Source organism: Pararhodobacter sp. SW119 (assembly GCF_017811755.1).
In the GTDB taxonomy this organism is placed as follows: domain Bacteria; phylum Pseudomonadota; class Alphaproteobacteria; order Rhodobacterales; family Rhodobacteraceae; genus Pararhodobacter.
The window spans coordinates 16,903-43,156 of the sequence record NZ_JADDJF010000021.1 but is presented as its reverse complement, the minus strand read 5'-3'; the positions used below and the strand labels follow the sequence as shown (position 1 = coordinate 43,156).

Sequence of the window (26,254 nt, the reverse complement as noted above, 5' to 3'; positions counted from 1 at the left end):
GGCCAAGCGGGGGGCTGGCCGCGCGCGGCGCGACCGGATAGGTCTGTGCGCGACGGGCGGGCGGTGTTGCCCACCCCCAGGGTTGAAGGAGTTTCCATGACCGAAAACCGTCTCAAGCAGGGTCTGGCGCAGGGCCGCCGCATGGCGGGCTTCTGGCTGTCGCTCGACACCCCCGCGATCACCGAAATGGCGGCGCATTCGGGCATCGACTGGCTTCTGGTCGACATGGAACATTCGCCGACGCCGCTGTCGGGCATCGGCGATCACCTGCGCGCCGCCGCCGGCGCGCCGGTCGAGACGCTGGTGCGCGTGCCGCAGGCCGAGCCGGTGATGGTCAAGCGCCTGCTCGATCTGGGCGCGCGCAGCCTGATGTTTCCGATGATCGAAAGCGCCGAGCAGGCGCGCCAGGTCGTCGGCTGGACACGCTATCCGCCGCACGGCATCCGCGGCATCTCGGCCACGACGCGGGCCAACAACTACGGGCGCGACGCGGAATACCTGCGCCGCCACGTCGCGGACCTGTGCGTGATCGTGCAGGTCGAAACCCCCGCCGCCGTCGCCGCCATTCCGCAGATCGCCGCGGTCGAGGGGGTGGATGCCGTCTTCGTCGGACCGGGCGATCTGGCCGCTGCGATGGGCCATCTGGGCAACCCCGCAGCGCCCGAGGTGCAGGCCCTGATAGACCGCGCGCAGGCCGCCATCGCCGCCGCCGGCAAGCCCGCCGGCATCCTGGGCTACGGCGCGGAACCGGCGCGCGGCTATTTCGACCGCGGCTTCGGCTTTGTCGCCATCGCCGGGGACAACTGGCTGCTGGCCCGCCAGATGGACGCCCTGATCGCCGCCGTGAAGGCCTGAAAGCACGCGCCGGATCACGTCTTGCGCTCCTGATCGGTGACGCGCTGGCGGGCCTGCACCAGATGATAGCTCATCAGAAGGCCCGCGCCCTCGGCGTCGTGGCCGCGGATCGCCTCCAGGATCTGGCGATGCTCGGCCAGCACCACCTCGATCCGCTCGCTGGTGCCGGCGCTGGTCAGCTTCTGCGCGACCGAGATCGCCTGCAGCATGACCGGCCGCGTCGCGTTCAGCATGTCGCAGAAGACCTGGTTGCCGCTGGCCACGGCGACCGCCATGTGGAAATCGAAATCTGCCTCGTGCAGCGGCTGGCGGGCGCGCATCGTCGTCTCCATCGTCTGCAGCGCCGCCTCGATCCGCTCCAGGTCGCGCGGGTTGGCGCGCAGCGCAGCGTACCGCGCCGCCGCCGGCTCCAGCGCGATCCGCGCCTCCATGCAGCGCATCAGACCCGCGACATCGCCGGCGCGCGCGTGCTGCATCAGCCCCTGCGGCGGGCGGCGGCGCACGAAGCTGCCGATCCCGTGGCGGGCGATCACGATGCCGTCGTCGCGCAGCCGCGCCAGTGCCTCGCGCACCACGGGGCGCGAGACCGAGAACCGCGCGCTGATCTGGTGTTCGGACGGCAGCTTCTCGCCCTCGGCCAGCTGCCCCGCCGCGATCAGTTCCAGGATGCGCCCGTAGATCTGGTCGGCGAGCGTCTCGCGCTTGCGGATCGGGGCGTTCAGCAGCGGGTCGTCGGTGTCGGGCGGCGGACTCATCGCGGGACTCCGTGCTGGCGGCGCAGGCGCGCGGTCACCCGCAGCGCCGCGCAGGCCGCGCCGTAGCCGTTGTCGATATTGACCACCACGACGCCCGGCGCGCAGCTGGCCAGCGCCGCGTTCAGCGCCGTGCGCCCCCCCGCCGCGACCCCGTACCCGGCCGAGGTCGGCACCGCGATCACCACGCCGCCGACCAGCCCCGCGACCACGCTGGGCAGCGCCGCGTCCATGCCGGCGCAGACGATCACAACGTCGGCCGCCTGCAACCGCTCCGCCCAGCGCAGCAGGCGCCACAGCCCGGCAACGCCGACATCGGCGACCAGTTCGCCCTCGACCCCCGACCAGCGCAGCACGCGCACCGCCTCGGTCGCCGGCCCCGCGTCCGAGGTGCCGGCGGTGACCACGACCACATCCGCGCCGCCCTCGACCGCCGCCGGCGCCCCCAGCCAGCCGGTGCGCGAGATCATGCAATAGTCCATCGCCGCACGCACCGTCTCCGGCAGGCCCGCGTGCTGCGCCTCGGTCAGGCGGGTGCACAGCAGCCGCCGCCCCTCGCGCTGCGCGGCTTCCAGCAGGCCGGCCAGCAGCGGCAGCGGTTTGCTTTCGGCCAGCACCACCTCTTCCAGGCCGATCCGCGCGGCGCGGTCGGCGTCGAAGGTCAGGTGCGGGACCGCGCCGAAAGGGTCAGCCATGAACGAACGCGCTCCCCATCCGGTAGGGGCGCAGCGGGACCGTTGCCTGCGCCAGCCCGTCGCGCGCCAGTTGCCCGGCGACCAGCGCCTGCACCCGCGCGCGCCCCGCCGCCCCCAGCCCGTCCAGCACGCCCGCGTCCAGTTCGATCGCCAGCCCCGCGGGCTCCTGCCGGCAGCGCAGCGGAACCGCGCCAAACTCGTCGCGCAGCGCCGCCTCGATCCGGTCGATGCGCCGCAGCGCGTCGGGTTCGATCCGCAGCCCGGTGCGCACCCGGCTCGACAGGCAGGGCGAGGCCGGCAGTTCGGCCAGCGCCCCCAGGCCCAACTCCCGCGCCAGCGCCCGCACATCGGCCTTGCGCAGACCGGCCTCGACAAAGGGATGGCGCACGCCGTGTTCGCGCGCGGCCTCCAGCCCCGGCCGGTAATCGCCCAGATCGTCCAGGTTGGTGCCCGAGGCGACGCATCCCCCCATCGCCGCCAGCGTGGCGTAAAGGTTCGACTTGCAGAAATAGCAGCGGTTGACCGGATTCGCGCGATATCGCGCATCGCCGAACTCGCCGGCATCGACGATCCGCAGCGCCAGCCCGGTGCGCGCCGCCATCGCCTGCACGCGCCCCAGCGCATCGGACGGCACCGCCGGCGATTGCGCATGGCAGAGCGTCGTCGCCCCCGCCGGCCGCAGCGCCGCGGCCGCCGCCGCCAGCGTCAGGCTGTCAACCCCGCCGCTGACCGCGACGGTCAGCGCGCCCTCGGTGTCCAGCACCCTGCGCAAAGCGGCCAGCAGCATCGGCATGCCCTCCCATAAGGCCCGGCGCGGATCATGCATCCCCGGCGACATCTTGTAAACTTTGTTGACAAGCTTGTCCAGTTCGGGCCACAGAGTGAACGGCAGCGAAGGAGCGTATCATGTCAGACGCCACCCCACTTCCGGCGCGGACCGCCGGCAAGGTCCTGGTCGACCAGCTTCTGATCCACGGCGCCGACACCGCCTTCTGCGTGCCCGGCGAAAGCTATCTTGAGGTGCTGGATGCGCTGCACGACGTTTCCAACCGCTTCAAGCTCTACAACGCCCGGCACGAAGCGGGTGCCGCCAACATGGCCGAAGCCTACGGCAAGCTGACCGGCAAGCCCGGCATCTGCATGGTTACCCGCGGCCCCGGTGCCTGCCACGCCTCCATCGGCGTGCATATCGCCCAGCAGGACAGCACGCCGATGATCCTGCTCATCGGCCAGGTCGCCCGCGACATGACCGACCGCGAGGCGTTTCAGGAAGTCGACTATCGCGCCATGTTCGGCGGGCTGGCGAAGTGGGTGGCGCAGATCGACGTGCCCGAGCGCGTGCCCGAATACATCGCCCGCGCCTTCCGCGTCGCCACCTCGGGCCGACCCGGCCCCGTGGTCCTCGCCCTGCCGGAGGACATGCTGACCACCGTGGTCGAGGTCGCCGACGCCCGCCCCTACACCGCTACAAGGGCCGAGGTTTCGCCCGCCTCGGTCGACAAGCTGGCCGACCTTCTGGCCGGGGCGGAACGGCCGCTGCTGCTGCTTGGCGGGTCGGGCTGGACCGACCGCGCCGCCGCCGACATCCGCCAGTTCGCCGAAAAGAACGGCCTGCCCGTCACCACCTCATTCCGCCGGCAGGACGCGCTCGACAACCGCTCGCCGGCCTATGTCGGCGATTTCGGCACCTCGACCAGCGGCAAGCTGATCCAGCGTCTGGCCGAGGCCGATCTGCTGGTCGTCCTCGGCGCCCGGCTGGGCGAAATGACGACCAAGGGCTACACCGCGCTGGAGCCGCCGCAGGTCCGCCAGACGCTGGTCCATGTCCATCAGGACGCCGACGAGATCGGCCGCGTCTACGGCCCCGACCTGGGCTTCGCCGCCGACATGCCGCAGATCGCCGCAGCGCTGGCCGGGCGCGACCTGGGCCGCCGCGCCGCCTGGCAGGACTGGGCCGAGGCATTGCGGCAGGAATACCTCGACGACACCGCCGCGCCCGCGGATCAGGGCTGGACGCTCGACATGGGGCAGGCCTTCTGCGCGCTGCGCGACGACCTGCCCGCCGACATGATCGTGACGCTGGACGCGGGCAACCACACCGGCTGGGCGCAGCGCTACCTGCGCTTCGGCCGCCCGGGGCGCGAGGTCGGCTCGACCTGCGGCTCGATGGGCTATTCGGTCCCCGCCGCGGTCGCCGCCGCGGTGCGCCACCCCGACCGGCTGGTCCTGTCGATGGTCGGCGACGGCGGCTTCATGATGAGCGGGCAGGAACTGGCCACCGCCGCGCAATACGGGGTCGCGCCCATCGTGCTTCTCTTCAACAACGGCATCTACGGCACCATCCGCATGCACCAGGAACGCGACCACCCCGGCCGGCTGTCGGGCACCACGCTGAAGACGCACGACTTCTGCAAGATGGCCGAGGGCTACGGCTGCCACGCCGAACGCGTCACCCGGACCGAGGATTTTGCCCCGGCCCTGGCCCGCGCTCGCGCTGCCGGCCGCCCCGCCGTGCTGGAACTGGTCACCGACCCCGAGCAGATCTCGACCCGCACCACCATCACCCGCCTGCGCGAGGCCGCGCAGAAGGCCTCGTGACCGTTCCGCCCAGCCTGATCGCCGACCTGCGCCGGGCCGTCGGCGACGACCATGTCTGGACCGACGCCGAGCGAATCGCGCCCTCGCTGCGCGAGGATCGCGGGCGCTGGACCGGCACCGCCGACGCCGTCGTCCGCCCCGCCTCGACCGATCAGTTGGCCGCGGTCGTCCGCCTCTGCACCGCGGCGCGCGTGCCGATGGTCCCGCAGGGCGGCAATACCGGGCTGGTCGGCGGGGGCGTCCCGTCGGGCGGCATCGTCATCGCCACCGGCCGGATGAACCGCATCCGCGCGCTCGATCCCCTCAACGCCACGATGACGGTCGAGGCCGGCTGCACATTGGCCCAGGTGCAGGCCGCCGCCGACGACGCCGACCGCCTCTTCCCCCTCTCGCTCGCCTCCGAGGGGACCGCGCAGATCGGCGGCAACCTCTCGACCAACGCCGGCGGCACCGCCGTCCTGCGCTACGGCACCATGCGCGACCTGACCCTGGGGCTGGAGGCCGTTCTGCCCTCGGGCGAGGTGCTGAACGCCCTTTCCGGCCTGCGCAAGGACAATACCGGCTACGCGCTCAAGGACCTGCTGATCGGGGCCGAGGGCACGCTGGGCATCATCACCGCCGCGGTGCTGAAGCTTTTCCCCAAACCCGCGCGCACCGTCACCGCCTTCGCCGCCTGCGCCGGCCCCGCCGATGCGCTGGCGCTTTTCGACATCCTGCGCAGCCGCTGCGGCGAGACGCTGGTCGCGTTCGAATACCTCGAACGCTTCGGCCTGCAGATGGTCCTCGACCACCTGCCCGGCGCCCGCGACCCGCTGGCCGCCCCCTGGCCCGCCTATGCGCTGATCGAGCTTTCCTCGCCCGACCCCGACGCCAACCTCTCTGAACGCCTCGAATCCGCCCTGGCCGAGGCGATGGAGCGCGACCTTGTCCCCGACGCGGTGATCGCGGGCTCCGAGGCGCAGAACGCCGCCCTCTGGTCGCTGCGCGAAAGCATGTCCGACATGCAGAAACACGCCGGCGCCTCGATCAAGCACGACGTTTCCGTGCCGGTCTCCAGCGTGGCCGACTTCATCACCCGCGGCGTCGCCGCCTGCACCCAGCATATGCCCGACGTGCGCGCCTGCCCCTTCGGCCATTTCGGCGACGGCAACATCCACTTCAACCTGACCCGGCCCAATGCCATGTCCGATGCCGACTTCCTGGCGCATTACGGCCGCTTCAACCGGATCGTCCACGACCTTGTCGCCGCGATGGGCGGCTCCATCTCTGCCGAACACGGGATCGGTCTCGCCAAGCGGGACGAGCTGCCCCGCTACAAGGACCCCGTGGCCCTCGACCTGTGCTACGTGCTGAAAACCGCCATCGATCCGCTGGGGCTGATGAACCCCGGCAAGGTCCTGGCCCTGCGCTGACCCCGGCGCTGACCCCGAAGGAGACGCGAATGATCGACCTCTACACCTGGACCACGCCCAACGGCCGCAAGGTCTCGATCATGCTCGAGGAACTGGAGCTGCCCTACAAGGCCATCCCGATCCATATCGGCAAGGGCGAACAGAACGCCCCCGACTTCCTGAAGATCTCGCCCAACAACAAGATCCCCGCCATCGTCGACCACGACACCGACCTCTCGATCTTCGAATCCGGCGCGATCATGGTTTACCTCGCCGAACGCACCGGCCGCTTCCTGCCGACCGAGACGGCGCCACGCGCGCAGGTCATGCAGTGGCTGATGTGGCAGATGGGCGGCCTCGGCCCGATGCTGGGGCAGGCGCATTTCTTCCTGCGCAACAACAAGGGCCTGTCGCAACCGGCCGAGGAACGCTTCGCCAAGGAAACCCAGCGCCTCTACGGAGTCATGGACCGCCACCTGACCGACTCGCACTACCTCGGCCCCGACTATTCCATCGCCGACATGGCCTGCTTTCCCTGGATCGCCCGCCACGACTGGCACGAGGTCGACCTGCGCGAATTTCCCAACGTCCTGCGCTGGTACCGTGAACTCGCCGACCGCCCGGCGGTGCAGCGCGGCTATCAGGTCCCGGCGGATGCCGGCCCGATCCCGATGCCCGAATGAGCGCGCAACCCATGCCGCAAACCATCCTCATCACCGGCGCCGGAAGCGGCATCGGCCGCGCCACCGCCCGGCGTTTCCTTGACGCCGGCTGGCGCGTGGGCCTTGTCGGCCGGCGCGCCGACGCGCTGGCCGAAACCGCCGGCGGGTCGGACCTCGCGCTCGTCCTGCCCTGCGACGTGACCGATGCCGCCGCCGTCGACGCGGCCTTTGCCAAGGCCGCCACCACCTGGGGCCGGATCGACGTGGTCTTCAACAACGCCGGTCGCAACCTCGGCGCCGACACCCCCGACCTGATCGACCCCGAGGGGTTTCGGGCGGTGATCGATGTCAACGTCAACGGCGTCTTCAACTGCGCGCGCGCCGCCTTCGCGCAGATGCGCGCGCAGGACCCGCAGGGCGGGCGGATCATCAACAACGGCTCGATCTCGGCCCATGCGCCGCGCCCCGGCTCCATCGCCTACACCGCCTCGAAACACGCGGTGACCGGGATCACCAAGACCGTCTCGCTCGACGGGCGCCCCTTTGGCATCGCCTGCGGGCAGATCGACATCGGCAACGCCGTGACCGAGATGGCCGAACGCATGGCCCGTGGCGTGACGCAGGCCGACGGCTCCATCCGCGCCGAGGCGATGATGGATGTCGCCACCGTCGCCGACACCGTCTACCACATGGCCACCCTGCCCGACGGCGCGAACGTGCAGTTCGTCACCGTCATGGCCACCAACATGCCCTTCGTCGGCCGCGGCTGAGGCGCACCGAAAGGACCCCAGATGACGCAGATCATGGCCATCGGCACGTATCACGGCATGGACGAGGCCGCGCTGAGCGCGGAACTCGACGCGCTCGCCATTCGCTCGCTGAAGCAGCTGCCGCCCCTCGGCGAAGCCACCCGCGCGAAAATCCTCGGCGTCGCCTACAAGGGGCACCTGCAGTTCACCGGCGAGATGATGGACCTGCTGCCAAATCTTCGACTTATCGCGAAATACGGGGTCGGTTACGATTCCATCGACGTCGATTCCGCCACCGAACGCGGCATCGTGGTGACCAACACGCCCGACGTGCTCAGCGACGATGTCGCCGACCTGACCGTCGGCATGTGGATCGCCGCCGGCCGCGAGATGGAAGCCGGCATCAACGCCGTGCGCAGCGGCAGCTGGGCGCGCTCGGGCCCGCCCTTGGCGCACAAGGTCTCGGGCCGGCGCGTCGGCATCCTCGGCCTCGGGCGCATCGGGCGCGAGATCGCGGACCGGCTGGTCGCCTTCAAGTGCCGCATCGACTATTTCGCCCGCAGCCCCCGCGACACGCCGGGCTGGACGTACCACGACGACCCGATGGCGCTGGCCGAAGCCGTCGACGACCTGATCGTCGCCGTCCCCGGCGGGCGCGAGACCGAAAAGCTGGTCACCGCCGAGATGCTGCGCGCGCTGGGGCCGGACGGGATCTTCGTCAACATCTCGCGCGGCAGCGTCGTGGACGAGGAGGCGCTGATCGCCGCGCTGGAAGGCGGCGTGATCCGCGCCGCCGCGCTCGACGTGTTCCTCAACGAACCGCATGTCGACCCGCGCCTGGCGTCGATGAAGAACGTCCTGCCGCTGCCGCATATCGGCACCGCCACGGTGGAAACCCGCAACGACATGGGTGTGCTGCAGCGCAAGAACCTGCACGAAATGCTCGCCGGCCGCCCCGCCGTCACCCCCGTCAACGCCTGACCCCAAGCCCATCACGGGGGATCGGCCAAGGCCCGATTTCCCCGCGGGGAAATGCCGCGCAGCCGGCCTTCCACGCCCCGGCGCGCCAACCCCCGCCTGAGCGCACGTTGTCCGAGGTCTTCGGCAAGGTTCCCGCCCTAGGGTCGCCCCCGGCTTGAACCGCACAGGATGACCGCGCGATGACCTTCGACCCCTCTTTCGACACCAACCCGCCCGCCGCCCCGCAGCCGGACCCCCCGCCGGGCGCCGAGGCGGTGACGGTGGTCGACATGATCCCGCTGGACGCGGTGCAGATCGGCCTGCTTCTGCGCGACCGCGCCCGGCGGCTGGATGACGATCTGGGCGATCTGAAGGCCTCGATCCGCGATCTGGGGCTGTCGAACCCGATCCGGGTGCAGGCGATCGCGCAGCAGCGGTATGAACTAGTGCAGGGCTGGCGGCGGCTCAGCGCGTTTCGCGCGCTTCTGGCCGAAACCGGCGAGGCGCGCTTTGCCCGCATCCCCGCCCGGCTGATGCCGGGCGGCGCGGCCTTGGCGGTGCTCTACCGGCAGATGGTCGACGAGAACATGGTGCGCAAGGACATATCCTTCGCCGAGATGGCGAACCTGGCGCGCGGCTATGTCGATCAGGCCGAACTGAGCGGCGAGGATATCGATCTGGACGACGCGGTGAACCTGCTCTTCGCCTCGGCGGGTGCGCAGAAGCGCAGCTATATCCGCCGTTTCGCCTGGCTGCTGTCGCGCTTCGACAAGCACCTCGAACACCCCGAGGCGATCCCCCGCGCGCTGGGCATGTCGCTGGCGAACCGGCTGGACGAACGGCCGGACCTGATGCCGCGGCTGTCGCGCGCGCTGCAGGAAGCCCCGGGCCGCAGCCCCGAGCAGGAACTGTCGATCCTGCGCCAGTTCGCCGACGGGAGCGAAGGCGGCGCGGTGGCTCTTGCGCCGAAACCCGGTCGCGGCCGCCCGGCGGCCCCGCGCGCCCGGACCCGCCTGCACCTGATGCGCGACGGCGAGGCGGTGGAAGTGATCGCCACCCCCGGCCGGGTCGAACTGCACCTGGCGCGCGACCTGACAACAACCGACCGCGCCCGCCTGCGCGCCGCCGTCGCGGCCTTCATGGACGCGCTGGACCACGCGCGCTGAGGCGCCGATTTCCCCGCGGGGAAATCACGGGTTGTTAACGATTGCAGCGCGGCGGGCTCGCCGCGCTTTGCCGTTTCCGGGGGTGGTGGCTTCTGGGAAACCGCCCGGCGTGCTAGGATCGCCGCATGACCGGCGACAACATCGACGACTTCAACGCCTCTCAAACGCCGGAGGACCGGCGCATCTGCGAGGTGCTGCGCCAGCAGATCGACCGCGCCCTGCCCGAGGCGGAAAGCAAGATCTGGCACGCCCATCCGGTCTGGTTTCTGGCGGGCAACCCGATCGTCGGCTACAGCAAGCTGAAGTCCTGCATTCGCCTGCTGTTCTGGAGCGGGCAGTCCTTCCAGACGCCGGGACTGGCGCCCGAGGGCAAGTTCAAGGCGGCGGAGGTTCGGTACACGTCCCCCACCGAGATCGACAGCGACCGCCTGCAGGCATGGCTGCAGGAAGCGCGCGGCATCCAGTGGGACTACAAGAACATCGTGAAGCGCAAGGGCCGGCTGGAGCGGTTGGTCTAGCCGACCGCCCGGCTATTGCGATTTCCCCGCGGGGAAACCAGGGGGCGGGCCGGAATGACAAGACCAGCCGGGCGCGGGGGCGCCCGGCTGGCCCGCCGGGGGCGATCAGCGCGGAAGGAGTACGCTATCAACGACGTGGATCACGCCGTTGGACTGGTTAACATCGCTGATCGTGACCCGCCCGGCATTCCCTGACTGGTCGTAGATCCAGAGGCTGCCGCCCCGGACCTGCGCGCTGAGCGGCGCGCCGGAAAGCGTCTGCATGTGGAAGAAGCCGTCGCCATTGGCGCGGGCGCGGCGCATGATCTCGGCCCCGCTCAGGTTTCCGGCGACCACATGCGAGGTGAGGATGCGCTGCAGCATCGGCTTGTTTTCCGGCTGCAGCAGGGTCTCGACGGTGCCCGCCGGCAGCGCCACGAACGCGGCGTTGACCGGGGCGAAGACGGTCAGCGGGCCGTCGCCCTGCAGCGCCTCGACCAGGTCGGCGGCCTGCACGGCGGCGACCAGGGTGGTGTGGTCGGCCGAGTTGACGGCGTTCTCGACGATGTTGCGATCGGCGAACATCGCCGCGCCGCCGACCATCGGGTTTTCCATCGCCAGCGCCGGGGACAGGCCGAGGGCGAGGGCGAGAATAGAAATTCGGGTTTTAGTGAACATTAGAGCCTCCGAGTTGTGCCGCAGCCTTGGTGGCGCGGGCGGGGATGGCCGGGGCGATGCCACGCCGGGACCGGGGCGGCGCAGGTGGGGGCTTTGCGCGGCGCGGCTGGGCGGCATGGGATCTCTCCGTCCTTGGTTGCGGGACGCAGTGCGCGGCCCATGATCGAGGGACGGAGGGAAGAGGCGGAAAGTTTCAGGCGGGCCGAGATCGGGCGATCACGAGGGCGTTATCGCCTCAGGCGTCATCCAGCGGCGCGGCGGCCAGCACCGGGCCGGTCGGCGCGTCGCCGGGCGAGCCGCCTTCGGGCTCCAGGCTGACGGCCAGCGTCTGGCCGGCCTGCAGCACCGCGGCAAGCTGTGTCACCGGATCGCGCAGAAGCCCCAGCGAGCGTGGCACGCCGCTGTCGTCGATCAGCCAGAGTTCGTAGTCCTGGCCTGCCGGCGCGGCGGTGCCGGCGGTGCGGGTCAGTTCCAGCTGGCCGGCGGCGCCGTCCCAGCGCGCGGCGAAGCGCAGCTCCGCGTCTTCGGCCGCCAGATCGGCCTGCAGGACGACCGGCGCCGGCCCCGGCGGCCAGAGCGTGACGGCCAGGAACACGACCGCCGCCATCGCCGCCGCCGCCAGCGTGCCCGCGCCCCAGCCGAAGGCGAAGCGCCGCTTCGGCGCGAAGGCCTCGGTCTGGCGGAAGAGCCGCGCCTCGATCCGGGGCAGCAGGTCGGGGATCGGCACCTCCTCGAACCCCGCGTTGAGCGGTGACAGGCGCGCCTCCCACTGGCGGACGCGTTCGGCGAAGGCGCCGTCGACCGCGACCCGGTCGCCGGCGGCGCGGTGTTCCTCGGCCGGCAGCAGGCCCAGGACGTATTCGGCGGCGAGAAGCTCGTCACGCTCCTCGGGGCCGAAATCGTCGGGATGTGTCGGATCACTCATCCAGACACTCCTTCAGGCGCGCGAGGCTGCGGCGCAACCAGGTGCGCATGGTGTTGAGCGGCACGGCGTGGCGCTGGGCGAGGTCCTGATAGCTGAGGCCCTGCAGATAGGCGCCGCGCACCGCCTCGGCGCGGTCGGTTTCCAGCTCGTCGAAACAGTCGACGATGCGGCGGGCCTGGTCCCCGGCCATCAGGCGCCCCTCGGCGCTGGGGCCCTGGGCGGGCAGGCTGGCGGTGGGGTCGGGCGCGTCGGCATCGGCGCCGGGGCGCGGCGAGACATGCGAGAAGCCGCGCGATTCGGGCCGGGTGCGCAGCCGGTCGAGGGCGACGTTGCGGGCGATGGCGACGAGCCAGCCCATCGCCTCGCCGCGGGCGGCGTCGAACTGCGCGGCGCGCTGCCAGACCTTGATGTAGACATCCTGAAGCGCATCCTCGACCTCGGCCCTGTCGCGGAGCATACGGGTGAGGACGCCGGCAAGTTTCGCCGCGCTGAGCGAATAGACCTGACGGAAGGCGGGCCGGTCCTGCCGGGCCACCTTCTGCAGCGATCGGGTCAAGGTGTCGTCGGACACGGGGGGGCTGCGCCTGCCTTGTTGCCGCACCAGAGTTTCCGCAGGGCGCGGGGATGTCAACCGAGGCCGTGCGGGCGCGGGGGCGGGGCGCGGCGGATGCGATCACGAAAACGTCAGCGGCGGGCTGAAACTTCCCTGCCGTGGGGTCCGTCCTTGCCGGGGTCGGGTCCGAACGGGCCCCTGCAACGGATGGAGAAAACCATGCTGACGAAATTCGCACTTCCCGCCGCGCTGGCCACCGCCTTCGCCCTGCCCGCCGTCGCCGATACCGCCATCGGCCTTGCTGGCGACCGGACGCTGGTGAGGATCGACCTGGAGACGGGGATGGTCACCGGCATGACCGAGGTCGACTATGACGGGCGCCTTCACGGCATCGACTACCGTCCGGCGACCGACAGCCTGATCGGCGTGACGCAGAGTTTCGAGGTGGTCGAGATCGACCCCGAGACCGGCGCCTGGTCGCTGATCGTGGCGATGGACACCGAGATGGAGATCAGGGACGGCGCGGCGGTGATCGTCGACATCAACCCGGCGGCGGATGCGCTGCGCTTCATGTCGGGGACCACCAACCACCGCGTGAACCTGTCGAGCGGCGCGGTGATGGTCGACGGCGAGTTGACCTTTACCGACGGCACCGAGGGCATGCCGATGGTCGGCGGCACGGCCTACAGCAATTCCCACGGGCGGCCGGAATCGACGGCGATGTACAACATCGACGCCGAGCGCGGCGCGCTGCTGCGCCAGACCGCGCCGAACGACGGCGACAACAGCCTGGTCGGCGATCTGGGGGTGATGTTCGACGGGCCGGTGGCGTTTGACATCGTGACCGACGCCGAGGGCATGAACACCGCCTGGCTGGCCGCCAACGGCGCGCTGCATACGGTGTCGCTGGAGGAGGCGACGATCACCAATTCCTGGCAGATCGACGGGCTCGACGTGGTCCTGCGCGACCTGACGGTGATGGCCGCCGACTGATCCGACCTTGGGGTCGAGCCACGCGCGCCGGGTGCCCTGCATCCGGCGCGTTTTCCGTCCCGCGCGGGGGGTGTGGCGCCGCGGCGCGCGCCCGCGATATTGCGCGCGCGCCCTTGCAAAGCGCCCGCGCGCCCCACACATGCGGGCTGCGGGACGGGCCCCTCTGGCGACATGGTGTCGCGATGTCGGACCGCCACGGGTGTGAATTGCCGGACCGGCACGCGCATCCGGGTTCATCGGTGTCGCCCATGCCTGCGTCTTTCCTGTCCCCGCCCCTGCCCCCTTGCCACGCCCTGCCCCAGCCCGAAGGCGGGAGTGCGCATGCCTGACCGCCAGCGCCGCCGGCTGAACCGGCAGTTCGAGGCGATCAGCCGCCGGTTTCCGCTGCTGAAAGCCCCCATCGCCGCGATCGAGACGCGGCCCGGCGTGCTGTTGCGCGTGCCGCTGGCTGTGCTGCTGATGGCGGGCGGTCTGCTGGGGTTCCTGCCGGTCCTGGGTTTCTGGATGCTGCCCCTGGGGCTGCTGATCCTGGCCATCGACCTGCCGCTGTTGCGCCCCGGCGTCTCGAGCCTGATGATCCGCGGGCGGCGGCGCTGGTCGCTGTGGTGGCGCCGGGGCGGGAAAGACGGCGGGACCGGCGGCAACGGGGAGCGATGAGCGTGGAGTACCTGTTCCTGGCGCTGGGTCTGGCCGGGCTGTTCGCCGGGGGCGAGGCGCTGGTGCGCGGCGCGGTCGGCATTGCCCACCGGCTGGCGATGCCGCCCCTGCTGATCGGGCTGACGGTGGTCGGCTTCGGCACCTCGACCCCCGAACTGCTGGTTTCGGTCGATGCGGCGCTGCGCGGCGTGCCGGACATCGCCATCGGCAATGTCGTCGGATCGAACATCGGCAACATCCTTCTGATCGTCGGCATCGCGGCGCTGGTCTGGCCGATCCGCGTGGCGGGCGCGACCTTGCGCCGCGACAGCGCGGTGATGATCGCCGCGGCGCTGGCGCTGGTGCCGCTTTTCTGGCTGGGCACGCTGGGCCGGCCGGCGGGCGGCGTGCTGCTGGCGGCGCTGGCGGGCTATCTGGCCTGGGCCTATCTGCAGGGCCGCGGCGGGGCCGGGGACGGAGGCGTGGCGCCGCGCCCGCTGTGGCAGTCGCTGGTCTGGGTGGCGGTCGGGCTGGCCGCGCTGATGCTGGGGGCGCGCTGGCTGGTCGATGCCTCGGTCGCCTTGGCGCGCGGTTTCGGCGTGTCCGAGGCGTTCATCGGACTGACCATCGTCGCCATCGGCACGTCGCTGCCGGAACTGGCGACCTCGCTGATCGCGGCGTTTCGCCGGCAGTCCGAGATCGCCATCGGCAACATCATCGGATCGAACATCTTCAACGTGCTGGGCATCCTTGGGGCGACCGCGCTGGTCGCGCCGATCCCGGTGGCGTCGCGGTTCCTGGGCTTCGACCTGCCGGTGATGATCGCGGCGTCGGTGCTGCTGGCGGGGCTTTTGCTGCTGCGTCCGGCCATCGGCCGCGCCAGCGGGCTGGCGCTGCTGGCGGCCTATGGCGTCTATGTCTGGGCGGCGCAGGGATGAGCCGGATCGCGCGCCTTCTGGTCGCTTTCGGGCTGCTGCTGGGTTTTGGCCTGGGCTTCGGTTTTTCGGGCGGCGCAGGCCCCGCCGGGCCGGAGCGCACGGGGCCCGCGGTCGAGGCGCTGACCGCGACGCTTGCCGCGCTGCCGGTCGAGGAAATCATACCGGACGCGCCCGAGGGCGCGGCGCTGCCAGCGCGGAGCGGTCTAACGTCCGCAGGCGCGCGCGGCGCGGCGGCGGCAAGGCCCGACCGCGCGGTGCCGGTCGGACCGGAGTATCGCACCCCCTTTGCGCGGGCGCCGCCCGCAGGTCTCGGCTGACCTCACCCCCTTTTGCCGAAACCTGAATTCGCGGATATTCCCATGCGCAGACCATTCTGGGTCCTTGCGACCTATGCCCTGCTTCTGATCCTGGGGCTGGCGATTGCTGTCCCGAACTTCCTGCCCGCCGAGACGCGGGCGAAACTTCCCGATATGCTGACCGAACAGACCGTCGCCCTGGGGCTGGACCTGCAGGGCGGCGCGCATCTGTTGCTGGCCGTCGACCGTCCGGCGCTGGCCGAGGCGGTGACGAAGGACCTGCGCGGGCGCATTACCGATGCGCTGGCGGCCGAGGGGCTGCCGGCGGAGGGCCTGCGCATCGAGGGCGCGGCCGTCACCCTGCCGGCCAGCGACGCCGCCGAGGCATTGCTGAAGCGGCTGGCGACCGAGGAGGGTGCGCCGGGCGCGCCGGCGTCGTTCACCGTGGCGCGCGACGGCGAGCGTCTGCGGGTGGCGACCGGCGAGGTCGTGCTGGACCGCATCGCCGCCGAGGCCGCGCAGAAAAGCCTGGAGGTCATTCGCCACCGGATCGACGCCGTGGGCGTGAGCGAGCCGCAGCTGAGTCGGGTGGGACAGGACCGTATCCTGGTGCAATTGCCCGGCGTCGACGATCCCGGCCAGCTGCGCGAACTTCTGGGCGCGACGGCGCAGATGAGCTTTCATCTGGTCGCGCCCGAGGGGGGCGATGTGGCACCGGGGAGCCGTGTGCTGCCGATGCGCGACGGCGGGCAGATCGCCGTGCAGGACCGCGTGGCGCTGGCCGGCACGCATCTGTCGAGCGCCGCGCTCGCCTTTGACGACCAGACCGGGCGGCCGGTCGTGTCGTTCCGGCTGGACAGCGAGGGGGCGCGGATCTTCGGCGAGATCACCGCGGAAAACGTCGGCCAGCCCTTTGCCATCGTGCTGGACGGGCAGGTGCTGACCGCGCCGGTGATCCGCGAGCCGATCCTGGGCGGGCAGGGCCAGATCAGCGGCCAGTTCACGCCCGAGGAGGCGCAGACGCTGGCGGTGCTGCTGAACTCGGGCGCGCTGCCGGCGTCGCTGGAGGTGATCGAGGAACGCACGGTCGGCGCCGCGCTGGGCGCGGATTCGATCCGCGCCGGGCTGATCGCCGGGGCGGTCGGGCTGGGGCTGGTGGTGGTGATGATGGTCGGGCTTTACGGGGCGTGGGGGCTGCTGGCCTCGGCCGTGTTGGGGTTGAACGTGGCGCTGACGCTGGCCGCGCTGGGCCTGATCGGGGCGACGCTGACGCTGCCGGGGATCGCCGGGATCATCCTGTGTCTGGGGATCGCGGTCGACGCCAACATCCTGATCTTCAGCCGCATCCGCGAGGAAACCGCGCGCGGCGCGGGCGCGATGAAGGCGCTGGCGCAGGGTTATGCGCGCGCCTGGGGCACGATCCTGGACGCGAACGTCACCACGCTGCTGGCGATGGTGCTGCTGTTCACGCTGGGCGCGGGGGCGATCCGTGGCTTTGCGGTGACGATGAGCCTGGGCATCCTGATCTCGATGTTCACGGCGATCACGCTGATGCGGATCGTGATGGAGGCGGTGGCCCGCGGGCGGCGGCTGAAGCGGCTGGAGGTGCCGCCATTGTTTGGTGGGGTGCCGCGGCCGGGGGCGCTGCCGTTCCTGCGCCACGGGCGGGTGGCGCTGGCGGGTTCGGCGGTGCTGTCGGTCCTGGCGCTGGCGGCGCTGGTCTGGCCGGGGCCGCAGTGGGGGATCGACTTTACCGGCGGTATCCAGATGACGCTGGGCGCCGACGGCGCGATCCCGATGGCCGAGTTGCGCGCGGCAATCGCCGGGCTGGGCGACGCGACGCTGCAAGGCTTCGGCACCGCCAACGAGGTGCTGCTGCGGCTGCAGGGCGCGGCCGATACCGCGACGCTGAACGCGCTGCAGGCGGCGGTGCGGACGGTGGTGCCGGGGGCGGTGGCCAGTTCCATCGACCTTGTCGGGCCGACGATCAGCGGCGAGTTGCTGCAGACCGGGGCGATCGCGATGGCGGCGGCGGTGCTGGCGATGCTGGTCTATCTGTGGCTGCGCTTCGAGGGGCATTTCGCGGCGGTGGCGATGATCGTGCTGGCGCTGGATGTGACCAAGACGCTGGGCGTGGTCGCGCTGATCGGGTGGGAGGTGAACCTGCCGACGCTGGTCGCGATGCTGACGCTGATCGGCTATTCGGTGAACGACAAGGTGGTGGTCTGCGACCGGGTGCGCGAGAACCGGCGTGCCGACCCCGACGGCGATTTCGCCGGCGTGGTCGAGCGCAGCCTTAACCAGGTGCTGGCGCGGTGCATCTTCACCTCGGCCACGACGCTGGCGGCGCTGTTGCCGATGGCGCTTTGGGGCGGGGCGGCGGTGTCGGGCTTTGCCTGGCCGATGATCGCAGGCGTGGTGATCGCCACGGCGTCGTCGCTGCTGGTGACCGGGCCGCTGCTGACCTGGGCTGCGGGGCGCGCGGCGGCGATGGCCGGGCCGGCGGACAAGGCGTCCGGCGCGCGCTTCACGCAAATGCGCTGACGGTGGGGGGCGGGGGTCTTGCGAGCTCCGCCCGCCCTATCGCGCGCCCCAGGTGTCGCTGAGCCGGTAGCCCTGCGGCCAGGGGTCGGCGGGGTCGAGCATGTGCTGGTGCGTGCCGGTGATCCAGGCGCGGCCGCTGATCTCGGGCGTGATGGCCGTGGTGTCGCCCAGCGTGGTCGTCGCCACGATCCGCCCGGTGAAGGTCGATCCGATCAGCGACGTGGCGGTCAGCCGGTCGTCCAGCCCCATCTGCCCGCGCGCATGCAGCACCGCCATCCGCGCCGACAGCGCCGTACCGGTGGGCGAGCGGTCGACCTTGCCCGGCTGGATCGCCACCGCCGAGCGCGCGTGCAGGCCGTCCGCCCCGCGCGTCACCGCCCCGGCGAAAAGGCAGAACGAGATGTGGCGCCAGTCGGGGTTGGTGGGGTGGTGAAATCCCAGCGCCTCGGTCGCGGCGCGGGCGATCTGGGCGCCCAGCTTGGCGATCGTGTGCGCCTCGTCCGGGACCAGGTCGAGGCCGAGCGCGGCGGCGTCGACGATCACGAAACTGTCGCCGCCAAAGGCCGTGTCGACGCGCAGCGTGCCCAGCCCCGCGACCTCGAGCGGGGTGTCGAGGTGCTGGGCGAAGCTGGGCAGGTTCTGCACGAAGATGCGTTCGGCCTTGCCATCGCGGCACTCGGCGCGGATGCGCACCAGCCCGCCCGGGGCTTCGAGGGTGAATTCGGTCACGGGCTCCTGCATCGGGATGATGCCGCCATCCAGCAGCACGGTCGCGACGCAGATCGCGTTCGAGCCCGACATCGGCGGCGTATCCTCGGGCTCCATGATGATGAAGGCGGCGGCGGCCTCGGGGTGCTTTGGCGGCACCAGCAGGTTGACGTGGCGAAAGACGCCGCCGCGGGGTTCGTTCAAAACGAAGTTGCGCAGGGTCTGGTCGCGGGCGATGAAGCGGCTCTGCTCCCAGATCGTGGCGCCGGGGGGCGGGGCGACGCCGCCGACGATGACATCGCCCACCTCGCCCTCGGCATGGGCCGAGATGACGTGAATCGTCTTGCTGCTGCGCATGACTGCACCCCCCCTGCTGTCCCCGTTGTGGCGCGATCCGGCGCGGTTGGAAAGGGCGCGGCGGTTGTACGCCGCACGCCCCGGCTGAGACGGGCGCCGCGCGAGTCGCCGCCTTGGGCGGACCGCCCGGTCATTTGCGGAAATCGGCCGCGCCGCGCCCGGAAAGAACTTGACAGACTCACCTTCTGGCCCGTTATTGTTTGAAGCCTGAAACATTTTCGCGCATCGGGCGGCAGGTTGCCGTGCGGCGCGAAAACGGGTGAAACGTATCAGAACCGCGGGACACGGCCGCGGCCGACAGGGAGAATGGATCATGCGGACAGCATGGCAGACACTCGCGGCGCTGGCAGCGAGCACGGCACTGGTGGCGGGAACCGCGCAGGCGCAGGATGTGAAGGTGGGGCTGGTCTTCACCCTTTCGGGACCGGCGGCGGCGCTGGGCGAGCAGGGGCGCAACGGCTTCATGCTGGCGGTCGAGCAACTGGGCGGCCTGGGCGGGCTGGAGGCCACGATCAGCGAGGTCGACGACGAACAGCAGCCCGACGTGGCCGCCGGCCGCGTGCGCGAACTGGTGCAACGCGAGGAAAAGCAGTTCATCGTCGGGCCGATCTTTTCCAACATCCTGCAGGCGATCATGCGCCCGGCGCTGGATGGCGGCGCCTTCATGATCAGCCCCAACGCCGGCACGTCGAACTACGCCGGGGCGGAGTGCAACGAGAACTTCTTCGTCACCTCGTACCAGAACGACCAGAGCCACGAGGTCATGGGCGCCTATGCCGAGCGCGAGGGGTTCGAGTCGATCTTCCTGCTGGCGCCGAACTATCAGGCCGGGCGCGATTCGCTGGCCGGGGTCAAGCGGCAGTTCAGCGGCACGGTGCTGAGCGAGACCTACACGCCGCTGGGCCAGCTGGACTTTTCGGGCGAGCTGGCGCAGATCGCCGCGCTGCAGCCCGACGCGGTCTTTGCCTTCATGCCGGGTGGCATGGGCGTGAACCTGGTGCGCCAGTACGAGCAGGCGGGCCTGGGCGAGATCCCGTTCCTGTCGGCCTTTACCGTCGATGAAAGCACCCTCTCGGGCCAGCAGGCCGCGGCGCTGGGCAAGCTGGCCGGCGCAAACTGGGCGCCGGATTTCGACAGCGACCATTCGCGCGAATTCGTCGCCGCCTACGAGGAACGCTACGGCGCGATCCCCGGCACCTATGCGATGCAGGCCTATGACGCAGCGATGCTGATCGATTCGGCGATCCGCGCGGTGGACGGCGACCTGTCGGACATGGACGCGCTGCGCGACGCGCTGCGGCAGGCCGATTTCGACAGCCTGCGCGGCAACTTCCGCTTCAACCACAACCACTATCCGATCCAGGACTTCTACCTGACCGGCGTGGTGCAGCGCGACGACGGCGCCTTTCACACCTCGATCCTGGAAAAGATCTTCGAGGATTACGCCGACTACTATGCCGACGCCTGCGAGATGGAGTGGTGAGCCACCGCTTTCGCGGCACTGACAATGCGGTGCGGGCCGGCTGGGCCCGCACCGGTTCGGCAAGGCACCCGGCATGACCAATCTTTTCCTGCTGCAGCTGCTGAACGGCGTGCAGCTTGGCATTCTGCTGTTCCTGGTGGCGGCCGGGCTGACGCTGATCTTCGGCATCATGGACTTCATCAACATCGCGCATGGCGTCCTTTACATGGTCGGCGCCTACCTGGTGGCGACCTTCGCGGCGATGACCGGGACCTTCTGGCTGGGGCTGCTGATCGCGCTGCCGGCGGTGGTGGCCTTCGGGCTCTTTCTGGAATTCTTCCTGTTCCGACGGCTTTATGACCGCTCGCATCTGGACCAGGTGTTGGCGACCTTCGGGCTGATGCTGATCCTGACCGAGGGGGTGCGGATGATCTGGGGCTCCAGCCCGATCTTCGTGCCGGTGCCGGACGCGCTGTCGGGGTCGATCCGGCTGCTGGGGATCATCAATTATCCGGTCTACCGCATCGCGATCATCGCGGCGGGCTTTGCCGTGGCCATCGGGCTATACGTGCTGATCAGCCACACGCGGGCCGGGATGCTCTTGCGCGCCGGGGCGTCGAACCGGCCGATGGTGTCGGCGCTGGGGGTGAACATCACCTGGCTGTTCGCGGCGGTCTTTGCCTTTGGCGCGATGCTGGCGGGCTTTGCCGGGGCGATGGTCGCGCCGGTGCTGTCGGTCGATCCGGGCATGGGCGAGAGCGTGCTGATCCTGGCCTTCGTGGTGGTGGTGATCGGCGGCATCGGGTCGGTCAAGGGGGCATTCGTCGCGGCCATCGTGGTCGGCGTCGTGGACACGATGGGGCGCACCTTCGGGCCGATCCTGCTGCAGATGGTGCTGGACCCGTCGGCGGCATCGCAGACCGGGCGGACGCTGGCGCCGATGCTGATCTACATCCTGATGGCGCTGGTGCTGGCGATCCGGCCGAGCGGCCTGTTTGGACGCCGGGGGGCGGCATGAGCGCGGCCTCCTCCGCCACCGAGCCAACCGCGCCGCGCGTGCGGCTTCTGTCGCGCACAGTGGCGGCGAGCGCGATCTTCGTGCTGATGGCGCTGATCCCGGTCGTCTCGCATCTGTCCGACGACCCGTTCCTGACGCTGGCCTTCACCCGCATCCTGGTCTTCGCCATCGCCGCCCTTTCGCTGGACCTGATCCTGGGCTTCGGGGCGCTGGTGTCGTTCGGCCATGCCGCCTATGTCGGCTTCGGCGCCTATGCCGTGGGGGTGCTGATGCGCCACGGGGTGACCGACATCTTCGTGCAACTGGCCTGCGCCATCGGCCTCTCGGCGGTCTTTGCAGCGATCACCGGCGCCATCGCGCTGCGCACGCGCGGGGTCTATTTCATCATGATCACGCTGGCCTTCGGGCAGATGGCGTATTTCTTCTTCACCTCGCTCTCGGCCTATGGCGGCGACGACGGGATGTCGTTGCAGAACCGCTCCACCGTGCTGGGCAGCGATGTGCTGGAAAGCAATCTGGTGCTGTTCTACGTCACGCTGGGCACGCTGGTCGGGCTCTATCTGATGGCGACCGCGATCGTGAATTCCCGTTTCGGCCGGGTGCTGCAGGGCACGCGCGAGGATGCGCTGCGCATGCAGGCGATCGGCTTTCGCCCGTTCCGCTACCAACTGGCGGCCTTCATGATCGCGGGCTGCATGGCCTCGGTCGCCGGGGTGCTGCTGGCCAACCAGGCCGAGTTCGTGTCCCCCGCCTACATGTCCTGGCACCGGTCGGGCGAGCTGATCGTGATGGTGATCCTGGGCGGGGTGGGCACGCTGCTGGGCGGGATCGTCGGCGCCGTGGTCGTGCTGCTGCTGGAGGAGTGGCTGTCGATCTTCACCACCCACTGGCGGATGGGGCTGGGCCTGCTGCTGATCCTGGTCGTGCTGTTTTCGCCCAAGGGGATCGGCGGGATCTTCGAACGCGTGTTCGGGCCGCGCAAATGAGCGCGCGGCTGGAAATCCGCGACCTGCAGAAGCGTTTCGGCGCGCTGGCGGTGACCGATGGCATCAGCCTCGATATCGCGCCGGGCGAGTTGCACGCGGTCATCGGGCCGAACGGCGCGGGCAAGACGACGCTGGTCTCGCAGCTGTCGGGCCAGTTGCGCCCCGATGCCGGGCAGGTGGTCTACGACGGGCAGGACATCACGCATCTGGACATGGCCGGGCGGGTGCGCCGGGGCATGGCGCGGTCGTTCCAGATCACCACCATCCTGCACGGCTTCACGGTGCTGCAGAACGTCGCGCTGGCGGTGCAGGCGCGCAGCGGGTCGAGCTTTCGCTTTTTCGGCCGCGCCGATGCCGAGGCGGGGCTGAACGATGCGGCGATGGTGTTCCTGCGCCAGGTCGGGCTGGCCGACCGCGCGCAGGACATCGCGCGCAACCTCTCGCATGGCGAGCATCGGCAGCTGGAATTCGCCATCGCCCTGGCCACCGCGCCGCGGCTTCTGCTGCTGGACGAGCCCTTTGCCGGCACCGGCCGCGAGGAGGCCGCGCAACTGCTGGACCTGATGCAGCAGATCAAGGGCACGCAGACCATCCTGCTGGTCGAGCATGACATGAACGCCGTCTTCGCGCTGGCCGACCGGGTCTCGGTGCTGGTCTACGGCCAGATCATCGCCACCGGCACCCCCGACGAGATCCGCGCCAATGCCGAAGTGCGCGGCGCCTACCTGGGCGAGGAAGAAACCACTGCTTCGGGGGCTGCGGGATGCTGACGGTCGAGGCGCTGGACAATGCCTACGGGGCAAGCCGGATCCTCTTCGGCGTCTCGTTCGACGTCCGCGCGGGCGAGGTGGTGACGCTGCTGGGCCGCAACGGCATGGGCAAGACCACGACGATCAAGTCGATCTTCGGCCTGCTGCCGCCCAAGGGCGGGCGCATCGCGGTCGCGGGGCGCGACCTGACCGGGGCGCCGCCGCACCGGATCGCGCGCGCCGGGCTGGGCCTGATCCCCGAGGGGCGGCAGATATTCCCCAACCTGACGGCCGAGGAGAACCTGATCGCCACTGCCCGCGGCGGCGCGCGGGGCGGCTGGTCGCTGGCCCGCGTCTACGAGATGTTTCCGCGCCTGAAGGAACGCCGGCGCAACATGGGCAACCAGCTGTCGGGCGGCGAGCAGCAGATGCTGGCCATCGGGCGCGCGCTGATGACCAACCCGCGGCTGATCGTGCTGGACGAGGCGACCGAGGGCCTCGCCCCCCTGATCCGCGAGGAGATCTGGGCCTGCCTGGCACGCCTCAAGGCCGAGGGCGTGGCGATCCTGGTCATCGACAAGAACGTCGACGCGCTCGCCCGGCTGGCCGACCGGCATGTCGTGATCGAGAAGGGCGAGGTCGTCTGGTCGGGCAGCAACGACGACCTGCGCGCCGCCCCCGAGATCAAGGAACGCTACTTGCAGGTCTGACGCAAGGACCCGCACCACCGACAGAGGAGTAGGACACATGACCACCATGACCGCCGGCGTGACCCCGATGGGGCAGGGGATGGACGGTATCGAATGGAACATCCTGGGCCAGATCTACGTGCCGAAGCAGAAGTCCGAGAACTCCTTTTCCTGGCACGCGACCTTTCCGCCGGGCACCTTCGTGCCGCCGCATATCCACCCGACGCAGGACGAGTTCCTCTATATCCTCGAGGGCGAGTTCGACTTCACGCTCGACGGCAAGGAGGCCCGCGCCACCCCCGGCGACCTGGTGCGGTTGCCAATGGGGATACCGCATGGCATCTTCAACAAGTCGGATCGCACGATCAAGTGTCTCTTCTGGGTTGCGCCGACCGGCCGGCTCTATGATCTGTTCTGGGGCATTCACAATCTGGGGCCGAACCCGAATCCGGCCGACGTGGTCGCGCTGTCGGCGCAGCACGAGGTCGACTTCCTGCCCCCGCCAGAGGAGGGTTGAGGCATGACCGTCATCGTCGCAGGCGCCGGAATCGGCGGGCTGACCACCGCGCTGATGCTGCACGCGCGGGGCATCCCGGTGCGCATCTACGAGGCCGCGACGAGGGTGCGCGAGGTCGGGGTCGGCATCAACGTCCTGCCCCATGCGATCCGCGAACTGGACGGGCTGGGCCTGCTGCCGATGCTCGATTCCATCGCCATCCGCACGCGCGAACTGCGCTATCTGACGCGCACCGGGCAGGAAGTCTGGCGCGAGCCGCGCGGGCTCGATGCCGGGCACGACCTGCCGCAATTCTCGATCCATCGCGGGCGGTTGCAGAACATGCTCTATCAGGCGGTGCTGAACCGCATGGGGCCGGGCGCGGTGCGCACCGGCCGGCGGCTGGCCGGGTTCGTGCAGGACGAGGGCGGGGTGACCGCGCAGTTCCTTGACGCCGCCGAAGGCGGTGCCGCGGAAACCGTGCGCGGCGCGGTCCTGATCTGCGCCGACGGCATCCATTCGGTGGGCCGCCGGAAGTTCTATCCCGACGAGGGCGCGCCCAGCTGGAACGGCGTCGTCATGTGGCGCGGCGCCGCCGACTGGCCGGTCTGGCAGGACGGGCTGACCATGGCGATCGCCGGGGGCATGGGCGGCAAGCTGGTCCTCTATCCGATCACCCCGGTCGAGGGCGGGCGGCAATTGATGAACTGGGTGGTCAACATCCGCACCAAGGACCCGGCGGTTGCGCCGCCGCCGCCCGACAACTGGTCGCGCCCGGCCTCGCTGGCGCAGGTCTTGCCCTATGCGCGGCGCTTCACCGTGCCCGGGGTCGATATCGCCGCGCTGGTGCGCGCCACGCCGTCGATCTACGAATACCCGATGGCCGATCGCGACCCGCTGCCGCGCTGGACCTTCGGGCTGGTCACGCTTCTGGGCGACGCGGCGCATCCGATGTACCCGGTCGGGTCGAACGGGGCGAGCCAGGCGATCCTCGATGCGCGTTGCCTGGCCGACCGGCTGGCGGAAGCCGAGCATCCGCGCGCCGCCCTGGCCCGCTACGAGGCCGAACGCCTGGCCGTCACCGCCGAGGTGGTGGCGCTGAACCGCAAGGGCGGGCCCGAGCGCGTCATCGACGAGGTCGAGAAGCGCGCGCCGGCCGGGTTCGACGACATCGACGCGGTGCTGCCGGCGTCGGAACGCGCGGCGCTGGTCGGCGGCTATGCCCGCACGGCGGGGTTCGACCGGGTCGAGTCGCTGCGCGTCGTGTCCTGAGCGCGGGGGACGCGGCGGGCACCCGGTTCCCGCGCCAGAAGTTTCATTGCGGTTAACGGCGCAGATTACGCGTGTGATTTCAACGGCTTGCCAAAGTGTGCACGCGTGCACGCCCTTCAGGCCGGCGGCCCCATCGGGACGGCCGCCATCGCCGCCAGAAGATCGCCGCGATGGGAGGCGACCAGCCCCTCCAGCCCGGCAGCGCGCGCGGGCGTGAAATGCCCGGCCGCGTCGAGGATGTTCACGGTCGCCACGACCCGGCCCGTGTCGTCCCTGACCGGGATGTTCATCGCCGCCTCGCAGCCCAGTCGGTTGATCAGTTCGTGGTCGCCGAAATAGGGGGCGAATTCCGCGGTGCTGTTGGCCACGAAACTGCGCCCGCCCTCGATCACCTGCGCGGTCCAGGCGTTGGGCTGGATCGGCTTCGTCCCCGAGGTCGGGTAATCCGCCGGATGCGAGGTATAGGCCCGCCGCGCCAGCCCCGCGGCGGGGTCGAGCACGGTCACGGTGAAAAGCCGCGCGCCGCAGGCGTCCTGCGCGGCGCGGTGAAGGGCGGCAAAGACCGCCTCGGGATCGGCAGGAGTCATGGGGGTTCCCTCAGGGGATCGGGCGGCCGCGACGCCGCCGCC

28 protein-coding genes are annotated in these 26,254 nt (G+C 70.5%); 20 read left to right on the top strand and 8 right to left on the bottom strand.

Translation table 11 applies throughout. The annotated features are described in order from the left end of the window. Positions 1–96 precede the first annotated feature (96 nt). A complete protein-coding gene (locus IM708_RS12985; protein WP_209427000.1) occupies positions 97–855 on the top strand; it encodes an aldolase/citrate lyase family protein in 759 nt (252 codons plus the stop codon). 14 nt (positions 856–869) lie between these two features. On the opposite strand, the gene IM708_RS12980 is transcribed toward IM708_RS12985, so the two are convergent. Genes IM708_RS12980 through IM708_RS12970 form a run of 3 tightly spaced genes read right to left on the bottom strand, consistent with a single transcriptional unit; the run spans position 870 to position 3,089 of the window. Then, positions 870–1,610 carry a FadR/GntR family transcriptional regulator gene (locus IM708_RS12980; protein WP_209426999.1) on the bottom strand — a complete coding sequence of 247 codons (741 nt, stop codon included), beginning with the start codon at positions 1,608–1,610 and terminating at the stop codon, positions 870–872. Beyond that, the gene (gene larB / locus IM708_RS12975; protein ID WP_209426998.1) at positions 1,607–2,302 is read right to left on the bottom strand and encodes a nickel pincer cofactor biosynthesis protein LarB; all 696 of its coding nucleotides are present in this window, start codon (positions 2,300–2,302) and stop codon (positions 1,607–1,609) included. Before larB ends, IM708_RS12980 begins: the two co-directional genes overlap by 4 nt. Then, complete coding sequence (locus IM708_RS12970) at positions 2,295–3,089, bottom strand: adenine nucleotide alpha hydrolase (RefSeq protein ID WP_209426997.1); 795 nt, start codon at positions 3,087–3,089, stop codon at positions 2,295–2,297. Before IM708_RS12970 ends, larB begins: the two co-directional genes overlap by 8 nt. A gap of 119 nt (positions 3,090–3,208) precedes the next feature. Between IM708_RS12970 and IM708_RS12965 the strand changes: the two genes are divergently transcribed. From IM708_RS12965 to IM708_RS12935, 7 genes are all read left to right on the top strand, one after another. After that, positions 3,209–4,900 carry a thiamine pyrophosphate-binding protein gene (locus tag IM708_RS12965; RefSeq protein WP_209426996.1) on the top strand — a complete coding sequence of 564 codons (1,692 nt, stop codon included), beginning with the start codon at positions 3,209–3,211 and terminating at the stop codon, positions 4,898–4,900. After that, the gene (locus IM708_RS12960) at positions 4,897–6,312 is read left to right on the top strand and encodes an FAD-binding oxidoreductase (RefSeq protein ID WP_209426995.1); all 1,416 of its coding nucleotides are present in this window, start codon (positions 4,897–4,899) and stop codon (positions 6,310–6,312) included. Before IM708_RS12965 ends, IM708_RS12960 begins: the two co-directional genes overlap by 4 nt. Before the next feature lie 29 nt (positions 6,313–6,341). After that, positions 6,342–6,974 carry a glutathione S-transferase N-terminal domain-containing protein gene (locus IM708_RS12955; protein ID WP_209426994.1) on the top strand — a complete coding sequence of 211 codons (633 nt, stop codon included), beginning with the start codon at positions 6,342–6,344 and terminating at the stop codon, positions 6,972–6,974. After that, positions 6,971–7,723 (top strand): SDR family oxidoreductase, encoded by a 753-nt coding sequence (locus IM708_RS12950; protein WP_245243172.1) that lies wholly within the window; start codon positions 6,971–6,973, stop codon positions 7,721–7,723. The genes IM708_RS12955 and IM708_RS12950 overlap by 4 nt, the downstream gene beginning before the upstream one ends. Positions 7,724–7,744: 21 nt before the next feature. Then, on the top strand, positions 7,745–8,683 hold the full coding sequence (locus tag IM708_RS12945; protein WP_209426993.1) for a 2-hydroxyacid dehydrogenase: 939 nt from the start codon (positions 7,745–7,747) through the stop codon (positions 8,681–8,683). A 179-nt stretch (positions 8,684–8,862) separates the two neighbouring features. Further along, the gene (locus IM708_RS12940) at positions 8,863–9,828 is read left to right on the top strand and encodes a ParB N-terminal domain-containing protein (RefSeq protein WP_209426992.1); all 966 of its coding nucleotides are present in this window, start codon (positions 8,863–8,865) and stop codon (positions 9,826–9,828) included. 125 nt (positions 9,829–9,953) lie between these two features. Next, on the top strand, positions 9,954–10,346 hold the full coding sequence (locus tag IM708_RS12935; RefSeq protein WP_209426991.1) for a DUF1801 domain-containing protein: 393 nt from the start codon (positions 9,954–9,956) through the stop codon (positions 10,344–10,346). A 105-nt stretch (positions 10,347–10,451) separates the two neighbouring features. Here IM708_RS12935 and IM708_RS12930 read toward each other — a convergent pair whose 3' ends face one another. From IM708_RS12930 to IM708_RS12920, 3 genes are all read right to left on the bottom strand, one after another. After that, complete coding sequence (locus IM708_RS12930; protein WP_209426990.1) at positions 10,452–11,003, bottom strand: fasciclin domain-containing protein; 552 nt, start codon at positions 11,001–11,003, stop codon at positions 10,452–10,454. 235 nt (positions 11,004–11,238) lie between these two features. After that, positions 11,239–11,928 carry an anti-sigma factor gene (locus IM708_RS12925; RefSeq protein WP_209426989.1) on the bottom strand — a complete coding sequence of 230 codons (690 nt, stop codon included), beginning with the start codon at positions 11,926–11,928 and terminating at the stop codon, positions 11,239–11,241. Next, entirely contained in the window at positions 11,921–12,499 is a 579-nt protein-coding gene (locus IM708_RS12920) for a sigma-70 family RNA polymerase sigma factor (protein WP_209426988.1), read from the bottom strand. Before IM708_RS12920 ends, IM708_RS12925 begins: the two co-directional genes overlap by 8 nt. Before the next feature lie 201 nt (positions 12,500–12,700). Between IM708_RS12920 and IM708_RS12915 the strand changes: the two genes are divergently transcribed. The 5 genes from IM708_RS12915 (at position 12,701) to secD (ending at position 17,888) form a co-directional block, all read left to right on the top strand. Continuing rightward, a complete protein-coding gene (locus tag IM708_RS12915; RefSeq protein ID WP_209426987.1) occupies positions 12,701–13,474 on the top strand; it encodes a DUF4394 domain-containing protein in 774 nt (257 codons plus the stop codon). Between the two features lie 321 nt (positions 13,475–13,795). After that, positions 13,796–14,131, top strand: a complete 336-nt coding sequence (locus tag IM708_RS12910) for a hypothetical protein (RefSeq protein ID WP_209426986.1) — start codon at positions 13,796–13,798, stop codon at positions 14,129–14,131. Then, positions 14,128–15,048: a calcium/sodium antiporter gene (locus IM708_RS12905; RefSeq protein WP_209426985.1), complete on the top strand. Its 921-nt coding sequence runs from the start codon at positions 14,128–14,130 to the stop codon at positions 15,046–15,048. Before IM708_RS12910 ends, IM708_RS12905 begins: the two co-directional genes overlap by 4 nt. Further along, on the top strand, positions 15,045–15,365 hold the full coding sequence (locus IM708_RS12900; RefSeq protein WP_209426984.1) for a hypothetical protein: 321 nt from the start codon (positions 15,045–15,047) through the stop codon (positions 15,363–15,365). The genes IM708_RS12905 and IM708_RS12900 overlap by 4 nt, the downstream gene beginning before the upstream one ends. A 42-nt stretch (positions 15,366–15,407) precedes the next feature. Then, a complete protein-coding gene (secD, locus tag IM708_RS12895; protein WP_209426983.1) occupies positions 15,408–17,888 on the top strand; it encodes a protein translocase subunit SecD in 2,481 nt (826 codons plus the stop codon). 36 nt (positions 17,889–17,924) lie between these two features. On the opposite strand, the gene IM708_RS12890 is transcribed toward secD, so the two are convergent. Beyond that, a complete protein-coding gene (locus IM708_RS12890) occupies positions 17,925–18,953 on the bottom strand; it encodes a proline racemase family protein (RefSeq protein ID WP_209426982.1) in 1,029 nt (342 codons plus the stop codon). Positions 18,954–19,266: 313 nt separating this feature from the next. Here IM708_RS12890 and IM708_RS12885 point away from each other — a divergent pair, with 313 nt between their 5' ends. The 7 genes from IM708_RS12885 (at position 19,267) to IM708_RS12855 (ending at position 25,625) form a co-directional block, all read left to right on the top strand. Beyond that, the gene (locus IM708_RS12885; RefSeq protein WP_209426981.1) at positions 19,267–20,436 is read left to right on the top strand and encodes an ABC transporter substrate-binding protein; all 1,170 of its coding nucleotides are present in this window, start codon (positions 19,267–19,269) and stop codon (positions 20,434–20,436) included. 73 nt (positions 20,437–20,509) lie between these two features. Beyond that, the gene (locus IM708_RS12880; RefSeq protein WP_209426980.1) at positions 20,510–21,433 is read left to right on the top strand and encodes a branched-chain amino acid ABC transporter permease; all 924 of its coding nucleotides are present in this window, start codon (positions 20,510–20,512) and stop codon (positions 21,431–21,433) included. Next, positions 21,430–22,419 (top strand): branched-chain amino acid ABC transporter permease, encoded by a 990-nt coding sequence (locus IM708_RS12875; RefSeq protein WP_209426979.1) that lies wholly within the window; start codon positions 21,430–21,432, stop codon positions 22,417–22,419. The genes IM708_RS12880 and IM708_RS12875 overlap by 4 nt, the downstream gene beginning before the upstream one ends. Continuing rightward, entirely contained in the window at positions 22,416–23,189 is a 774-nt protein-coding gene (locus IM708_RS12870; protein ID WP_209426978.1) for an ABC transporter ATP-binding protein, read from the top strand. The genes IM708_RS12875 and IM708_RS12870 overlap by 4 nt, the downstream gene beginning before the upstream one ends. Beyond that, complete coding sequence (locus tag IM708_RS12865; protein WP_209426977.1) at positions 23,183–23,878, top strand: ABC transporter ATP-binding protein; 696 nt, start codon at positions 23,183–23,185, stop codon at positions 23,876–23,878. Before IM708_RS12870 ends, IM708_RS12865 begins: the two co-directional genes overlap by 7 nt. Positions 23,879–23,915: 37 nt before the next feature. Beyond that, a complete protein-coding gene (locus IM708_RS12860) occupies positions 23,916–24,374 on the top strand; it encodes a cupin domain-containing protein (RefSeq protein ID WP_245243171.1) in 459 nt (152 codons plus the stop codon). A 3-nt stretch (positions 24,375–24,377) separates the two neighbouring features. Further along, complete coding sequence (locus IM708_RS12855; protein ID WP_209426976.1) at positions 24,378–25,625, top strand: flavin-dependent oxidoreductase; 1,248 nt, start codon at positions 24,378–24,380, stop codon at positions 25,623–25,625. Between the two features lie 116 nt (positions 25,626–25,741). On the opposite strand, the gene IM708_RS12850 is transcribed toward IM708_RS12855, so the two are convergent. After that, complete coding sequence (locus tag IM708_RS12850; RefSeq protein ID WP_209426975.1) at positions 25,742–26,212, bottom strand: GAF domain-containing protein; 471 nt, start codon at positions 26,210–26,212, stop codon at positions 25,742–25,744. Between the last annotated feature and the right edge of the window lie 42 nt (positions 26,213–26,254).

What these genes read in the sequence shown, in the direction of transcription:
- IM708_RS12985 (WP_209427000.1), top strand. Translation starts at nt 97, where the DNA reads ATGACCGAAAACCGTCTCAAGCAGGGTCTGGCGCAGGGCCGCCGCATG.
- IM708_RS12980 (WP_209426999.1), bottom strand. Translation starts at nt 1,610, where the DNA reads ATGAGTCCGCCGCCCGACACCGACGACCCGCTGCTGAACGCCCCGATC.
- larB (WP_209426998.1), bottom strand. Translation starts at nt 2,302, where the DNA reads ATGGCTGACCCTTTCGGCGCGGTCCCGCACCTGACCTTCGACGCCGAC.
- IM708_RS12970 (WP_209426997.1), bottom strand. Translation starts at nt 3,089, where the DNA reads ATGCTGCTGGCCGCTTTGCGCAGGGTGCTGGACACCGAGGGCGCGCTG.
- IM708_RS12965 (WP_209426996.1), top strand. Translation starts at nt 3,209, where the DNA reads ATGTCAGACGCCACCCCACTTCCGGCGCGGACCGCCGGCAAGGTCCTG.
- IM708_RS12955 (WP_209426994.1), top strand. Translation starts at nt 6,342, where the DNA reads ATGATCGACCTCTACACCTGGACCACGCCCAACGGCCGCAAGGTCTCG.
- IM708_RS12950 (WP_245243172.1), top strand. Translation starts at nt 6,971, where the DNA reads ATGAGCGCGCAACCCATGCCGCAAACCATCCTCATCACCGGCGCCGGA.
- IM708_RS12945 (WP_209426993.1), top strand. Translation starts at nt 7,745, where the DNA reads ATGACGCAGATCATGGCCATCGGCACGTATCACGGCATGGACGAGGCC.
- IM708_RS12940 (WP_209426992.1), top strand. Translation starts at nt 8,863, where the DNA reads ATGACCTTCGACCCCTCTTTCGACACCAACCCGCCCGCCGCCCCGCAG.
- IM708_RS12935 (WP_209426991.1), top strand. Translation starts at nt 9,954, where the DNA reads ATGACCGGCGACAACATCGACGACTTCAACGCCTCTCAAACGCCGGAG.
- IM708_RS12930 (WP_209426990.1), bottom strand. Translation starts at nt 11,003, where the DNA reads ATGTTCACTAAAACCCGAATTTCTATTCTCGCCCTCGCCCTCGGCCTG.
- IM708_RS12925 (WP_209426989.1), bottom strand. Translation starts at nt 11,928, where the DNA reads ATGAGTGATCCGACACATCCCGACGATTTCGGCCCCGAGGAGCGTGAC.
- IM708_RS12915 (WP_209426987.1), top strand. Translation starts at nt 12,701, where the DNA reads ATGCTGACGAAATTCGCACTTCCCGCCGCGCTGGCCACCGCCTTCGCC.
- IM708_RS12910 (WP_209426986.1), top strand. Translation starts at nt 13,796, where the DNA reads ATGCCTGACCGCCAGCGCCGCCGGCTGAACCGGCAGTTCGAGGCGATC.
- IM708_RS12905 (WP_209426985.1), top strand. Translation starts at nt 14,128, where the DNA reads ATGAGCGTGGAGTACCTGTTCCTGGCGCTGGGTCTGGCCGGGCTGTTC.
- IM708_RS12900 (WP_209426984.1), top strand. Translation starts at nt 15,045, where the DNA reads ATGAGCCGGATCGCGCGCCTTCTGGTCGCTTTCGGGCTGCTGCTGGGT.
- secD (WP_209426983.1), top strand. Translation starts at nt 15,408, where the DNA reads ATGCGCAGACCATTCTGGGTCCTTGCGACCTATGCCCTGCTTCTGATC.
- IM708_RS12890 (WP_209426982.1), bottom strand. Translation starts at nt 18,953, where the DNA reads ATGCGCAGCAGCAAGACGATTCACGTCATCTCGGCCCATGCCGAGGGC.
- IM708_RS12885 (WP_209426981.1), top strand. Translation starts at nt 19,267, where the DNA reads ATGCGGACAGCATGGCAGACACTCGCGGCGCTGGCAGCGAGCACGGCA.
- IM708_RS12880 (WP_209426980.1), top strand. Translation starts at nt 20,510, where the DNA reads ATGACCAATCTTTTCCTGCTGCAGCTGCTGAACGGCGTGCAGCTTGGC.
- IM708_RS12875 (WP_209426979.1), top strand. Translation starts at nt 21,430, where the DNA reads ATGAGCGCGGCCTCCTCCGCCACCGAGCCAACCGCGCCGCGCGTGCGG.
- IM708_RS12870 (WP_209426978.1), top strand. Translation starts at nt 22,416, where the DNA reads ATGAGCGCGCGGCTGGAAATCCGCGACCTGCAGAAGCGTTTCGGCGCG.
- IM708_RS12865 (WP_209426977.1), top strand. Translation starts at nt 23,183, where the DNA reads ATGCTGACGGTCGAGGCGCTGGACAATGCCTACGGGGCAAGCCGGATC.
- IM708_RS12860 (WP_245243171.1), top strand. Translation starts at nt 23,916, where the DNA reads ATGACCACCATGACCGCCGGCGTGACCCCGATGGGGCAGGGGATGGAC.
- IM708_RS12855 (WP_209426976.1), top strand. Translation starts at nt 24,378, where the DNA reads ATGACCGTCATCGTCGCAGGCGCCGGAATCGGCGGGCTGACCACCGCG.
- IM708_RS12850 (WP_209426975.1), bottom strand. Translation starts at nt 26,212, where the DNA reads ATGACTCCTGCCGATCCCGAGGCGGTCTTTGCCGCCCTTCACCGCGCC.